A 14,040-nucleotide genomic window follows, 5' to 3' on the forward strand; every position below is an offset into this window, starting at 1 on the left:
CTCTTACGCCAAATCTAATAAAGCTGAACCAACCGTGACACTGTCGCCTTGCTTGACAGCAAGATTAGTCACAACACCGTCTTCGTTCGCACGCACTTCGGTTTCCATTTTCATAGCTTCAAGAATGATAACCACTTCACCCGCTTTAATTGCTTGGCCGTTAGTGACAAGCACTTTGAATATATTACCTGACAGAGGCGCTCTCATACTGTGTTTAACAGCCCCCGTCGGCGCTGAGGCGACAGGTGTAGGCATTGTAGTATGGGACGCGGTAGCAGGGACAATTTGGCTAATTTCGCCGCCTTGGCTGACCTCAACAACAAAGCTTTGACCTTCAACATTGACGGTATAGGTTTCTGGCCCTTTTTCTTTATCGGCTTTAACCACTAAATCATCTGCGGACGGCACAGGTTCAAAGGCATCAGGGTTACCCCGATTTTGAAGAAATTTAAGACCAATTTGATTAAATAACGCATATGTCATCACATCGTCATCAGATTCCGCCGCTAAGGTAAAACCTTCCTCTTGGGCTTTAGCAGCGAGCTCTGTTCGTAGTTTATCTAATTCAGGTGCGATTAAATCAGCAGGACGACAAGTAATGGCTTGCTCTCCTTTTAATACACGAGCTTGCAGCTCAGCATTGACTGGCGCGGGTGTTGCACCATATTCACCTTTGAGCACACCTTCGGTTTCTTTGGTCATCGACTTGTATCGTTCACCCATCAACACATTAATCACGGATTGAGAACCAACAATTTGTGACGTTGGCGTGACTAAAGGTAAAAAACCTAAATCGGCACGCACACGTGGAATTTCAGCTAACACGGCATCCATCTTGTCTGCTGCGCCTTGCTCTTTTAGCTGATTTTCCATGTTAGTTAACATGCCACCCCGGCACTTGTGCACGTAAAATGCGTGAATCAATGCCTTTTAGGGCACCTTCAAAACGAACGTATTTTTTACGCACCTCACGGAAATAAGCGGCTATCTCTTCTAATAAAGCCATATCGTAACCAGTGGCTCTATCGGTATCCTCTACCATTGCCACCAAGGTTTCGGTGGCGCTATGGCCATAGGTTTGGCTCATTGAAGAAATGGCGGTATCTAATACATCTACACCCGCTTCGATAGCCTTTTGGTATGTCGCTGTGCTTAAACCTGTTGTCGCATGACAATGCATCGATACCATTAAGTCCGTTTGCGTTTTTAGACGGCTAATTAAGTCATAAGCTTGCATTGGCTTAAGTAAGCCGGCCATATCTTTAATGCATAATGAATCTGCGCCCATGTCTTCTAAACGTTTAGCCATATCAACCCAAGTATCAAGGGTATGAACCGGACTAGTGGTGAATGAAATTGTTCCCTGGGCGTGCCCTCCCACATTCTTAACCGCTTTAACTGCCGTCTCTAAATTACGCACATCGTTCATCGCATCAAAAATACGGAACACATCGACACCATTGGTGTGAGCACGCTCAACAAAACGAGTCACAACGTCATCGGCATAATGACGGTAACCTAATAAATTCTGGCCACGTAACAGCATTTGCTGTGGCGTGTTTGGCATTGCCTTTTTAAGCTCACGAATACGATCCCATGGGTCTTCACCTAAATAGCGAATACAAGAATCGAAAGTCGCGCCACCCCATGATTCTAATGACCAATAACCCACTTTATCCAGTAGCGGAGCAATAGGTAACATGTCATCAATACGCAGGCGTGTTGCAAGTAAAGATTGGTGGGCGTCACGCAGGACGACATCGGTGAGTACTAACGGCTTGCTCATAAAAGCTCCCAAAAAAATGCTTACGCGCGATACTGATGAATCGCAGAAGTAATGGCGGCGACTAACTTAGGATTTAAACCTGTCGTTGATCTCGTGTTGATGTTTGGCTCTGGTGTTGGCTCAACAGGTACTGGACTATATTTAGCCACTATTCCAATGCCGACAATTAAAATACTCAAGAAAATGAACACTAAGCCCATTCCCATTACCATAATGCCAAGCGCATCAACTAATTGTTGGCTGATCGATACCATAGTCCCTCACTGTAATAAATGTGCTATACGATAAATGTGTGCTTCTGAATTGAATACCATGCCAAGTAAATGACATGCGTATAAGTCATGATGATTAGCGGCTTCGTTGGCTTGCACCTATCTAAAACCACCTCCAGAATAAATATTCAGTCACAGCTAACTACATTAGCTAAAGTTCATCTAGTAAAAGCTAAATTCGGATACACTTTTAAGGCTTTGCACGTTACAAAATACAAACAAATCATATCAAAAACATTATCAACCTGTAAAATGGTCTTACCAAAAACAGTTACCTTAAACAGGAACAAATGATAATTATTCATTAAACCTAACCAGTTACTAAAGATTCATCAATAAATTTCTTTTAACAGCTATCACGACGCAATCGTTAAATCATTGTTAACAATAATTCTTATAAAAACGAATTAATAATCAGATATTCATTCTGATTTTTCACCCAAGACACAGCTATTGAATAAAAAACCACTTAACATAGCAATAAAGTCAAATTTCAGTTGTGAGATAGCATTCTGGCTATCAAAAAGTCCATCAGATGATTAAGAATGGGGAAAACATAAGTAGCTGTAGCAGTGATCTGTTACACGTGAGCTAAATAACCTGAACTCGGGATAATAAAAGGTTTTCAAACAGCCCTTTGTCTCGCTAACTGCGTTGAATGAACTTGCAATAGGCTAGCTATTGACGCGTTAATTCGCCTTGTTTAGCAAAACAAATGACAAGTTTGAAATATTTTAACCCTAATGCTTTGATATTAAGCATTCTGTTTCCATCTCTTATCCCGAGTTCAGGTTAAATAGATATAAATTTAAAGCAAAAAAAAACCTGCTAATTAATAGCAGGTTTTTTAATATGGTGCGCGTGGGAGGAGTCGAACCTCCGACCGCCTGGTTCGTAGCCAGGTACTCTATCCAGCTGAGCTACACGCGCAAAATCTTATTTCGTACTTAATGCCAATCACTGCATACCATTAAAGTGCTGAGCACTATTAACAATAATGAATGAATGGCGGAGAAGGAGGGATTCGAACCCTCGATGGGAGTTAAAGCCCATACTCCCTTAGCAGGGGAGCGCCTTCGGCCACTCGGCCACCTCTCCGTCAAATATGGTGCGCGTGGGAGGAGTCGAACCTCCGACCGCCTGGTTCGTAGCCAGGTACTCTATCCAGCTGAGCTACACGCGCAAATTTGTCGTTTACAGTCTTTCATTTTGAATGGTGCGGATGGAAGGAGTCGAACCTTCGACCACCTGGTTCGTAGCCAGGTACTCTATCCAGCTGAGCTACATCCGCATTCAAAATCACAACAATAGAAATGGTGCGGATGGAAGGAGTCGAACCTTCGACCGCCTGGTTCGTAGCCAGGTACTCTATCCAGCTGAGCTACATCCGCATCGATTTAACTATTGTAAGAAATGGCGGAGAAGGAGGGATTCGAACCCTCGATGGGAGTTAAAGCCCATACTCCCTTAGCAGGGGAGCGCCTTCGGCCACTCGGCCACCTCTCCGTTTTCTTGGCGCACATATTACTGTTTGCCGAAAATAAGTCAAACCCTTTTTCCAAACAGCTAACCATTTGAACTGTTTTTAAGCACATTGAGGGGTTTAACGGCAAATAAGGCCAAAATGCAGTGCTATTAAGTGAATAAATAATATTAGCCAAATAAAATATAAGCTAACTCGTCCACCATATTTATTGCCGAGCTCAAAAAAACATTGCCGCGCTTAAAAACAAAAAAGTCAGCATATGCTGACTTAGTCGTTTCGATATCTAACAAAAACTGCTTAGAAGTTACCGCTATCCGATGAGTCTGATTTTTCAGATTGGATCCTTTGGTAAATCTCTTCACGGTGAACAGATACTTCTTTGGGTGCATTGACACCAATACGTACTTGGTTACCCTTGACACCTAATACTGTGACAGTGACTTCATCACCAATCATCAATGTTTCGCCTACACGACGAGTCAAAATTAGCATATTGGTTGCTCCTTTAGTTCACACTGCATAACACGCTTTGTCCGTAATATGCGTTTATTATAGGGTTTGCTCAGTAAAAGTCATAGTAACTTCAAATACAAAGTTTGACTATTAAGCATATATAATTCAAAAATTAACAAATGAGCTAACATCAACAAAAAAGTATATTGACATTAGATCATACAAAATGACAATTACAATAAATAGTTAACAAACCCGCTATGCACGATATATTAAACCATTTTAGAGCTAACTTAAGCGTTAAGTTAATCGCGCTGTGATCATAACCAGCAACAAAACTATGTTAACTATGCCAAAAGTGTCAATGACACTCAAGCCTTAAAATGTAATAACACGACTTTAAGGCTTGATTTAAGTATTATTATTCATTAATGACTACTGTCTAGCCTAAGCGTTCAGTCAACCAAGGTAACACTAGAGCTAATGCTGCATCTAAGTTCTCAGGTTGAGTCCCGCCCGCTTGAGCCATGTCTGGGCGTCCACCGCCTTTACCACCGACCTGCTGAGCAATCATAGCCACTAACTCACCGGCTTTCACTTGCTTGGTTAAGTCATTACTGACACCGGCAATCAAATTAACTTTACCTTCAGTTGCAACACCTAACACGATAATGGCAGACTTTAGCTTTTGCTTAAGTTCATCTTGCAAACCACGTAGTGATCCAGCATCCACGCCTTCAAGCTTTTTCACTAAGACTTTAATACCATTAATTTCAATAGCATCAACCGCTAAATCAGCACTTGCTGCTGCAGCAAGCTTATCTTTCATTTGCGATAAGTCTTTCTCAAGTTGTTTCACTTTATCAAGCTGTGCTTTTAATTTAGTGATAACCGAAGCACTGTCTGACTTAAGTAATGCTGCGGCTTCTTCTAGTTGAGCTTGTTGCTCGGCAACATAAGCCATTGCAGCTGCGCCAGTAACGGCTTCAATACGGCGTACGCCTGCCGCTATACCGCTCTCAGAGGTTAACTTAAATAAGCCTATATCACCGGTGCGGCTAACGTGAGTACCACCACATAGCTCAACAGAGAAGTCACCCATAGTAACAACACGCACTTGAGCATCATATTTCTCGCCAAATAACGCCATTGCGCCTTTTTCTTTGGCTTCATCGATCCCCATTTCTTGAGTATTTAATTGATGATTTAAGCGAATTTGAGTATTCACTAACTCTTCAATTTGTTTAATTTCGGTTGCTTTAACGCCTTCAAAGTGTGAGAAGTCAAAACGTAAACGTTCTGGATTCACTAATGAACCTTTTTGAGTCACATGACTGCCTAATACCTGACGAAGTGCGGCATGCAGTAAGTGAGTCACTGAATGGTTAAGTTCAGTACTTTGTCTAAGCTTTTTATCCACTAATGCGCTTAACTTAGCGCCTATTTTTATACTGCCTTGAACGACTTTACCTTGATGACCTGTTGCCTGACCAAATTTTTGTGTATCAAGCACCTCAAAGCTAACGCCTGGCGCATTTAGTACACCTTGGTCACCAACTTGTCCGCCAGATTCAGCGTAAAAAGGCGTGTTATCGACAACAATCACAGCTTCTTGACCAGCGGTCACTTCACTTACTTCAGTGCCATCAACGTACAAAGCAACCACTGTCGCTTCACCACTTAAGCCTTTATAACCACAAAATGCGGTTTGCTTATCAATAATTAACTGTTTGTTGTAATCAGTGCCAAAGTTACCTGCAGCTTGGGCGCGGCTACGTTGCTCAGCCATTGCGGCTTCAAAACCCACCTCATCAACGGTAATATCACGTTCACGGCACACATCTGCGGTCAAATCCACAGGGAAGCCATAGGTATCATAAAGTTTAAATGCAGTGTCACCATCAAGCACCTTGCCTGACAAGCTATTGAGGGCGTTATCAAGCAAGCCTAAGCCACGCTCTAAGGTGCGGGCAAATTGTTCTTCTTCAGCTTTTAACGCTTTTTCGACAATCGCCTGCATTTCAGCTAAACCTTTAGCCGCATCGCCCATAACAGCAATTAAGGTCGGCACAAGCTTGTAGAAGAAAGCATCAGTAGCGCCAAGTTTATTACCGTGACGTACCGCGCGGCGAATAATACGACGGAGCACATAACCACGGCCTTCGTTAGAAGGTAAAACGCCATCGGCGATCAGGAAAGAGCAAGAACGGATATGGTCGGCGATAACTCGCAATGATTTATTTTCTAAATCGGTGACGTTTATTATTTCAGCTGTTTTAGCAATAAGTTGCTTGAAGATATCAATTTCATAGTTTGAGTGTACACCTTGCATGATAGCGGCAATACGCTCAATCCCCATACCAGTATCAACCGATGGCTTAGGTAAAGGTAGCATCTCACCGTCAGCTTGGCGGTTATACTGCATAAATACGATGTTCCAAATTTCGATAAAACGATCGCCATCTTCTTCGGGTGAACCTGGACGGCCACCCCAGATATGATCGCCATGGTCATAAAAAATTTCAGAACATGGACCACAAGGACCTGTGTCACCCATTTGCCAAAAGTTATCTGACGCATAAGCCCCGCCCTTATTGTCACCGATGCGAATTATATTCTCAGCAGCTACGCCAATTTTTTTATTCCAAAGCTCAAACGCTTCATCATCAGTTTCATAGATGGTCACACATAGTCTTTCTTTTGGCAGCTTCAATGTTTCAGTTAAGAAGGTCCAAGCAAAACGAATCGCTTCTTCTTTAAAATAATCACCAAAACTGAAATTACCTAGCATTTCAAAAAAGGTATGATGACGCGCGGTGTAACCCACATTGTCTAAATCATTATGCTTACCGCCAGCACGGACACAGCGCTGTGATGTTGTTGCACGAGTGTAGCTGCGTTTATCCATGCCCAAGAATACATCTTTAAATTGGTTCATGCCGGCATTGGTAAATAACAGTGTTGGGTCGTTAGTTGGAACCAGCGAACTACTGTCTAAAACTTGATGTCCGTTATCTTCAAAGTACTTTAAAAAAGCACTTCTTAACTCTGCAGTGGTCTGAAACATGGATGCGTCCTGATATAAAGAATACAAAAGTGTCTAACTTGCTATACAAGCCAGTAAATGGGGGCATTATATACTGAATTTACGCAAAAATGCGAGATGAGTAAGGCGATTATCGTCTGCACAATATTAGATTAGCATATCGCCAAATATGTTTGTTATAGCATCAAACTAACAATCTTCTCAATTGCTATAATGGTCAATACTGGTGCACAAACACTCACTTTAAGGTAATTTGTGCTTCAACAATCATGCATATATTATTTGAACACTGCTACTTGTGGTGAGTTATTCAAACGACAATATTTAGAAGGGAAAATAATGAAGTTTAACTTCAACGGCGAAGATGCCAGCCAAATTTTTGTAGGCGCATTTGCGCTTGCGGTACCTATTTCATTTTCAGAGGAAGCCTGGCGATTAGGTGAAACACTGCCACTTTTCAATTTATTGATGCTATTTATCTTGTCGGTGATTTTTCTGGGGCTATATACCTACCAAAGTGTTTTTCAACATAATATTCGCTCAAGAAAAATAGTGTTTATCTCTCGTATTGTTATCGCTTATTTGATGACAGCTTTAGTCGTCGCACTAGTTTTATTTTGTTTAGACAAATTACCATTTTTGGTCGAACCATTAATATCGTTAAAACGGGTCATCGTTATTACTATGCCAGCCTCTATGGGTGCGATTGTTGTGGACAGTTTTGATAAAGAGTAATAATAAGCACTATTACATAGGGTATTTAAGTGGGCCATTGTTATGTGGTTAGCTTTCAAGCTACAAATAAATTGAATCACTCACTTCATTGAGCTAATGACGGGTTTATCGAGTAAGCACCGCGAGGATCACAAGAGAGTTCTTATCCTCCTTAAAATGAAACGTCGCGATACGTAAATGACGTACCGCGACTCAAATAAACCAGTAGCTAAAGCAAATTTAGCTTAAAAAACTTCGCCGGTTTCTAAATCAATATTTTCATCTGTAGATGATGCTGCGCCTGTACTGGTACCTGAACCAAGTAACATCTCACGTAATGTCTTATCAATTTCTTGTGCAATAGCTGGGTTTTCGGTTAAGAATTTACCGGCATTAGCACGACCCTGACCAATTTTTTCGCCTTTATAACTGTACCAAGCACCTGCTTTGTCAACTAGCTTATGCGCAACACCTAAGTCCACTAATTCACCAGTGCGGTTAATACCTTGACCGTAAAGAATTTGAAATTCAGCTTGCTTAAAGGGGGCAGCTATTTTGTTTTTAACCACTTTAACGCGAGTTTCGTTACCGACAACTTCATCACCATCTTTAATTGCGCCGGTTCGACGAATATCTAAACGAACAGAAGCATAAAACTTAAGTGCATTACCACCGGTAGTCGTTTCAGGGCTACCAAACATCACGCCAATTTTCATACGAATTTGGTTAATAAAAATAAGCAAAGTATTTGATTGCTTAAGGTTACCAGCCAGTTTACGCATCGCTTGACTCATCATACGTGCTGCAAGGCCCATGTGCGAATCACCAATCTCACCTTCAATTTCAGCTTTAGGCGTTAATGCGGCAACCGAGTCAACCACGATAACATCTACCGCGCCAGAACGGGTTAACGCATCACATATTTCTAATGCTTGCTCACCTGTATCTGGCTGTGAACATAATAAGTTATCAATATCTACGCCTAGTTTTTTAGCATAAATAGGGTCAAGTGCATGCTCTGCATCGATAAAGGCACACGTTTTTCCTTCACGTTGTGCTGCGGCAATAACCTCTAGGGTCAGCGTTGTTTTACCTGATGATTCTGGGCCGTAAATTTCAACAATACGTCCCATTGGTAGCCCACCAGCGCCAAGGGCTATGTCCAATGAAAGTGAACCAGTAGAAATAGTTTCTACATCCATGGTGCGGTCTTCGCCCAATTTCATGATAGAGCCTTTACCGAATTGCTTTTCAATTTGGCTTAACACTGCGGCAAGTGCTTTCTCTTTATTTGGATCAACCTTCATTTTGACACCCCTTCCAGGCAATAACTTTGTTCACAATTAATGGTAAAACTGCTGTGTATAATCTTGTTTGTAAGCGGCGTTTAAATCGTCACCCAACTCAATATGATGTTCAGTATACTGTATAATCATACAGTATCAAGTGCTGAGGTTAATTTTTTTTATTTAACAACAAAATCAATATTTTAATTATTTTATACTAATATAATGAATTTGTATTTTTCCTATTGCGGCTTATTTTGTTAAGATTACCGTCAATAAAAACGCCATCTTAATTCTACCAATGCTTAATGAATAACTACAGATGATTAAAAAGAGTATTACACAGCCCATGACTGAAATTGTTAGCCTAGATTTAGAGAAACATACTCCGATGATGCGTCAGTATTTGACTCTGAAAGCCGCTCATCCTGACATGCTGTTATTTTATAGAATGGGTGACTTTTATGAGCTTTTTTATGACGATGCTAAAAAAGCCTCTGAAATGCTCGGTATTTCATTAACTGCACGCGGCAAAAGTGGTGGCGATCCGATCCCCATGGCAGGTCTTCCTTACCATGCGGTAGAGGGTTATTTGGCTAAGTTGGTTCAAATAGGTCAATCGGTCGCAATTTGTGAGCAAATTGGCGATCCTGCTACGTCAAAGGGCCTGGTTGATCGTCAAGTGGTACGTATTGTTACACCGGGTACATTGACAGATGAAGCCTTATTACAAGAACGTCAGGATAATTTATTAGCCGCGCTTTACCAGGGTAAGATCGGTTATGGCTTTGCCACATTAGATATTTCTTCTGGTCGTTTTGTTATTTCAGAATTAGATTCAAGAGAAGCATTAGAAGCTGAGATCCAACGTACTCGCCTGGCGGAATTACTCTACAGTGAAGATTTCACTGATATGATACTAATCAATCATTTAAAAGGTATTCGCCGCAGACCTGAATGGGAGTTTGATTATGACAGCTGTGTCAATTTATTATTAAATCAATTTGGTACTAAAGACTTACATGGCTTTGGCATTCATGATGCTCGGTTAGCATTACAGGCTGCTGGCTGTTTGATGCAATATGTTAAAGATACTCAAAAAACAGCTCTGCCGCATATCAATTCTATTGTGCGCTTTAATCAAGCTGATTCGATTATTTTAGATGCCGCCACCAGACGAAACCTTGAACTCACCCAAAATCTTTCTGGCGGACGTGAAAACACGCTTTCATGGGTATTAGATAGTACGGCGACGCCAATGGGGAGTCGCATGTTACAACGTTGGATCCACCAACCACTGCGCGATCGCAAACAAATAACCCAGCGTCATAATGCTGTTCAAGAGTTAATAGAACAAGATCTATACTCTGTTTTACACCAGCAACTAAAAGCACTTGGCGATATAGAACGAATAATGGCCCGTTTGGCATTAAGAAGTGCCCGCCCACGAGACTTTGCTCGACTTAAGCAAGCTTTAGGTCTATTACCAGAAATTAAACAAACGCTGCAAACTTGCCAACAGCCACAGATGACTAGTTTGGCCACCCTATTAGGTGAGTTCCCAAATGAATATGATTTACTAACCTGGCAATTATTGATAACCCACCTGTATTGATCCGTGATGGCGGCGTCATCAAAGATGGTTATAACAGTGAGCTAGACGAATGGCGTAGATTAAGTGAAGGCGCCAGTGATTATCTAGATGAGCTAGAAACTCGCGAGAAACAACAGACCGGCATCAACACCTTAAAAGTGGGCTATAACCGCGTGCATGGTTATTACATTGAAGTTAGCCGACTACAGTCTGATCGAGTCCCTATTCATTATCAACGTCGACAAACGTTAAAAGGGACAGAGCGTTACATTACCCCTGAACTTAAAGAGCATGAAGAGAAAGTGCTTTCAAGCCAAGGTAAAGCGCTCGCATTAGAGAAACGCCTATGGGAAGAATTGTTTGACTTACTACTTCCTAAGCTTCATGAATTACAACAATTTGCCAATGCAGCAGCAGAACTTGATGTGATTAGTAATTTTGCAGAACGAGCAGAAACCTTATCTTATCACTGCCCAACTATGACGAATGATATTGGTATTGCTATCGAAGCGGGTCGTCATCCTGTGGTAGAAAAGGTCAGTCAAAAGCCTTTTATTGCTAACCCAGTGCGCTTATCACCAAAACGAAAAATGCTGATTGTAACCGGACCTAATATGGGCGGTAAATCAACCTACATGCGACAAGTCGCGTTAATCACCTTGATGGCTCATATTGGTTGTTTTGTGCCTGCACAGAGTGCTGAAATTGGTCATGTTGATCGTATTTTTACCCGCATTGGCGCCTCAGATGACCTTGCATCAGGACGTTCAACCTTTATGGTGGAAATGACTGAGACTGCTAATATTTTGCATAATGCTAGCAAACAAAGTTTAGTATTGATGGATGAAATCGGCTGGGGAACATCTACTTATGACGGTTTATCGTTAGCTTGGTCTGCTGCTGAGTACCTTGCCCAAAAAGTCGGTGCTCTCACCTTATTTGCGACTCATTATTTTGAGTTAACACAATTACCAGAATTACTCGATGGCGTGGTTAATGTACATTTAGATGCCATTGAACATCAAGACACGATTGCCTTTATGCATGCCGTTCAAGACGGTGCCGCGAGTAAAAGTTATGGCCTACAGGTTGCCGCTTTAGCAGGTATACCTCAGCAAGTGATCAGCGCCGCTAAGCATAAGCTACATCAATTAGAAAGCCGCGACGATAACTCTGGTGTTAATAATTTTGGTGTTAAAAATTCTCATATTAACCAGAATACATCGACACAAATGAGCTTAAGTATGCCGCACATTGATTATTCACCTTTGGCTGAAAAATTGACATCCATTAATCCTGACGAGCTAACGCCAAAACAAGCACTAGAGTATTTATATCAATTAAAACAACTAGCTAAGTCTATATAAAACAAAAACGCCATATGACATTTCATATGGCGTTTTTAATCTGTCATTACTCTTTATAAACAAACTAATCTTGAAAAAGTGCCTCAACTGATAAGCCTTGTTGACCTAATATATCCTTAAGGCGTTTTAAAGCTTCAACCTGGATTTGACGCACTCTTTCCCGTGTTAAGCCAATTTCAGCACCGACATTTTCAAGGGTCGAAGGCTCGTAGCCTAATAAACCAAATCGGCGGGCAAGTACTTCTCGCTGCTTAGTATTTAATTCATTTAACCAACCCACAATCGAATTAGATAAATCTTCATCTTGAACGCGGTGATCAGGTCCTACGGAGTCATCATCGGCGATCACATCGAGTAAGGCACTATCATTATCACCACCAATGGGCATATCCACCGAAGTAATACGCTCATTCAGTTTTAGCATTCTGCTTACATCACCGGTAGAGACATCTAATTTTTCAGCAATTTCTTCTGCGGTTGGTTCATGATCTAATTTTTGCGCAAGTTGTCTCGCGGTTCTCAGGTAGACATTTAATTCTTTTACAACATGAATAGGCAAACGGATAGTACGCGTTTGATTCATGATGGCGCGCTCGATGGTCTGACGGATCCACCAAGTCGCATAAGTTGAAAAACGGAAACCACGTTCAGGATCAAATTTTTCAACCGCTCGGATCAGTCCTAAATTACCTTCTTCAATAAGATCAAGTAAGGCTAGACCACGATTATTATATCTTCGGGCAATTTTTACCACGAGACGAAGGTTACTTTCGATCATTCGGTTACGAGATTTTGCGCAACCTTTGAGGGCTTTACGTGAAAAGAAAACTTCTTCCTCTGCGCTTAGCAGTGGTGAGAAACCAATTTCACCTAAATATAATTGAGTGGCATCTAAATTTTTATGTAAGTCGTCTTGGACTTTTTCTTCAATGTCTAATTGTTGAACTAACGTGTCTGTAGTTGCAACGTCTTGTGGTTTTTTAGCTTGATCAACAGATTGTTCTGCTATAGCAGTACTTATTTTCTGGCTCATAATTGCTCTCCCAAACCTTAATTGTGATGTTTAAAATCTACACTTGATCATCCTCCGTTATTTATGTTGCTAAACAATTACTGTTTAGGTAGATATCGTAATGGGTTGACAGACTTACCATGATGACGAATTTCAAAATGTAACATCACTTGGTTTGCCCTGGTACTTCCCATTTTTGCAACTGTTTGACCTGCGCTAACATATTGCTTTTCTTTAACCAGAATCTTGTCGGTGTGTGCATAGGCGCTTAAGTATTCATCGTTATGCTTGATAATCACTAAGTTTCCGTATCCACGTAACGCATCTCCTGCGTAAACGACTCTCCCATCTGCCGCAGCCTGTATAATATCACCGCGGTTTCCTGCAATCTTTATACCTTGATTGCCTTGCTCACTAGAAGAAAAATAACCGACTATTTTTCCTTTTACGGGCCAGTACCACTTCTGCACTTTACTGGGTAAATCGGCTATCAGTGGACTTTCAGTTTGGTTAATTTTATGTTGGGTAGTTGTTACAGAATACGCAGGCTTAGCTTGGTGATCAAGAACTTTTTTCACTGTTGTCGCATTTACCGTTTGATTAGGTTCCAAGCGGGTTTGCGGTTGATTTATTTTAGAATTTTTACTCGAATTAACTCTGGGGTAAGGTAATGTTGCAGCCTGAGATGTTACAACTGAAGTATTATAGTGACTATTTTGTGCCGCACTATTTGCTGATCTGTCGGCTAATTCAATCTTCTGACCAGGGTAAATAGTATAAGGCATCTTAAGATTATTCAGTCTTGCGACTTCGGTAAAATTTCGCCCTGCGCCCCAGGAAATAGAATAAAGAGTGTCCCCTTTTTTAACTATATAAGCAGAATCTGTCAATGAACCACGATTATATTTAGGGCTATAAGTGCTGGATGAAATATTCTCCACTGGCGCAGGCTGATTAGCCTGAAAACTACAACCAGATAGAAATATCGATAATATGGAAAGTCGAAGTAAAAACGAACACATCA

General features: G+C 41.2%; 7 protein-coding genes, 6 tRNA genes and 2 pseudogenes. 2 read left to right on the top strand and 13 right to left on the bottom strand.

Annotated elements, in window-relative coordinates; all coding sequences use genetic code 11:
- Window positions 1–3: 3 nt before the first annotated feature.
- The 10 genes and pseudogenes from oadA to alaS all read right to left on the bottom strand — a co-directional run bounded on the left by oadA (window position 4) and on the right by alaS (window position 7,064).
- Window positions 4–1,786: pseudogene (gene oadA / locus L0B17_RS15090) on the bottom strand (sodium-extruding oxaloacetate decarboxylase subunit alpha).
- 20 nt (window positions 1,787–1,806) lie between these two features.
- Window positions 1,807–2,040 (bottom strand): OadG family protein, encoded by a 234-nt coding sequence (locus L0B17_RS15095; protein ID WP_235085924.1) that lies wholly within the window; start codon window positions 2,038–2,040, stop codon window positions 1,807–1,809.
- An 871-nt stretch (window positions 2,041–2,911) separates the two neighbouring features.
- Window positions 2,912–2,988: transfer RNA gene (locus L0B17_RS15100), tRNA-Arg, on the bottom strand.
- Between the two features lie 76 nt (window positions 2,989–3,064).
- Window positions 3,065–3,156, bottom strand: a tRNA-Ser gene (locus L0B17_RS15105).
- A gap of 8 nt (window positions 3,157–3,164) precedes the next feature.
- Window positions 3,165–3,241, bottom strand: a tRNA-Arg gene (locus tag L0B17_RS15110).
- 31 nt (window positions 3,242–3,272) lie between these two features.
- Window positions 3,273–3,349 (bottom strand) — tRNA-Arg (locus L0B17_RS15115).
- Between the two features lie 23 nt (window positions 3,350–3,372).
- Window positions 3,373–3,449 (bottom strand) — tRNA-Arg (locus tag L0B17_RS15120).
- A 23-nt stretch (window positions 3,450–3,472) separates the two neighbouring features.
- Window positions 3,473–3,564 (bottom strand) — tRNA-Ser (locus L0B17_RS15125).
- A gap of 277 nt (window positions 3,565–3,841) precedes the next feature.
- Window positions 3,842–4,036: a carbon storage regulator CsrA gene (gene csrA / locus L0B17_RS15130; RefSeq protein WP_226410645.1), complete on the bottom strand. Its 195-nt coding sequence runs from the start codon at window positions 4,034–4,036 to the stop codon at window positions 3,842–3,844.
- A 403-nt stretch (window positions 4,037–4,439) separates the two neighbouring features.
- Window positions 4,440–7,064 (bottom strand): alanine--tRNA ligase, encoded by a 2,625-nt coding sequence (gene alaS, locus L0B17_RS15135; RefSeq protein WP_235085926.1) that lies wholly within the window; start codon window positions 7,062–7,064, stop codon window positions 4,440–4,442.
- A gap of 318 nt (window positions 7,065–7,382) precedes the next feature.
- Here alaS and L0B17_RS15140 point away from each other — a divergent pair, with 318 nt between their 5' ends.
- On the top strand, window positions 7,383–7,778 hold the full coding sequence (locus tag L0B17_RS15140; protein ID WP_235085927.1) for a DUF2391 family protein: 396 nt from the start codon (window positions 7,383–7,385) through the stop codon (window positions 7,776–7,778).
- Between the two features lie 224 nt (window positions 7,779–8,002).
- Here the strand turns inward: L0B17_RS15140 and recA are convergent, their stop codons facing one another.
- Window positions 8,003–9,064, bottom strand: a complete 1,062-nt coding sequence (gene recA, locus L0B17_RS15145; RefSeq protein WP_235085928.1) for a recombinase RecA — start codon at window positions 9,062–9,064, stop codon at window positions 8,003–8,005.
- A 328-nt stretch (window positions 9,065–9,392) separates the two neighbouring features.
- Here recA and mutS point away from each other — a divergent pair.
- Window positions 9,393–12,004, top strand: a pseudogene (gene mutS, locus L0B17_RS15150) (DNA mismatch repair protein MutS).
- Window positions 12,005–12,068: 64 nt separating this feature from the next.
- Here mutS and rpoS read toward each other — a convergent pair.
- Window positions 12,069–13,037: an RNA polymerase sigma factor RpoS gene (gene rpoS / locus L0B17_RS15155; RefSeq protein ID WP_235085930.1), complete on the bottom strand. Its 969-nt coding sequence runs from the start codon at window positions 13,035–13,037 to the stop codon at window positions 12,069–12,071.
- Window positions 13,038–13,114: 77 nt separating this feature from the next.
- Window positions 13,115–14,038 (bottom strand): peptidoglycan DD-metalloendopeptidase family protein, encoded by a 924-nt coding sequence (locus L0B17_RS15160; RefSeq protein ID WP_235085931.1) that lies wholly within the window; start codon window positions 14,036–14,038, stop codon window positions 13,115–13,117.
- Window positions 14,039–14,040 lie beyond the last annotated feature (2 nt).

Source organism: Shewanella sp. OMA3-2 (assembly GCF_021513195.1).
Lineage (GTDB): Bacteria > Pseudomonadota > Gammaproteobacteria > Enterobacterales > Shewanellaceae > Shewanella.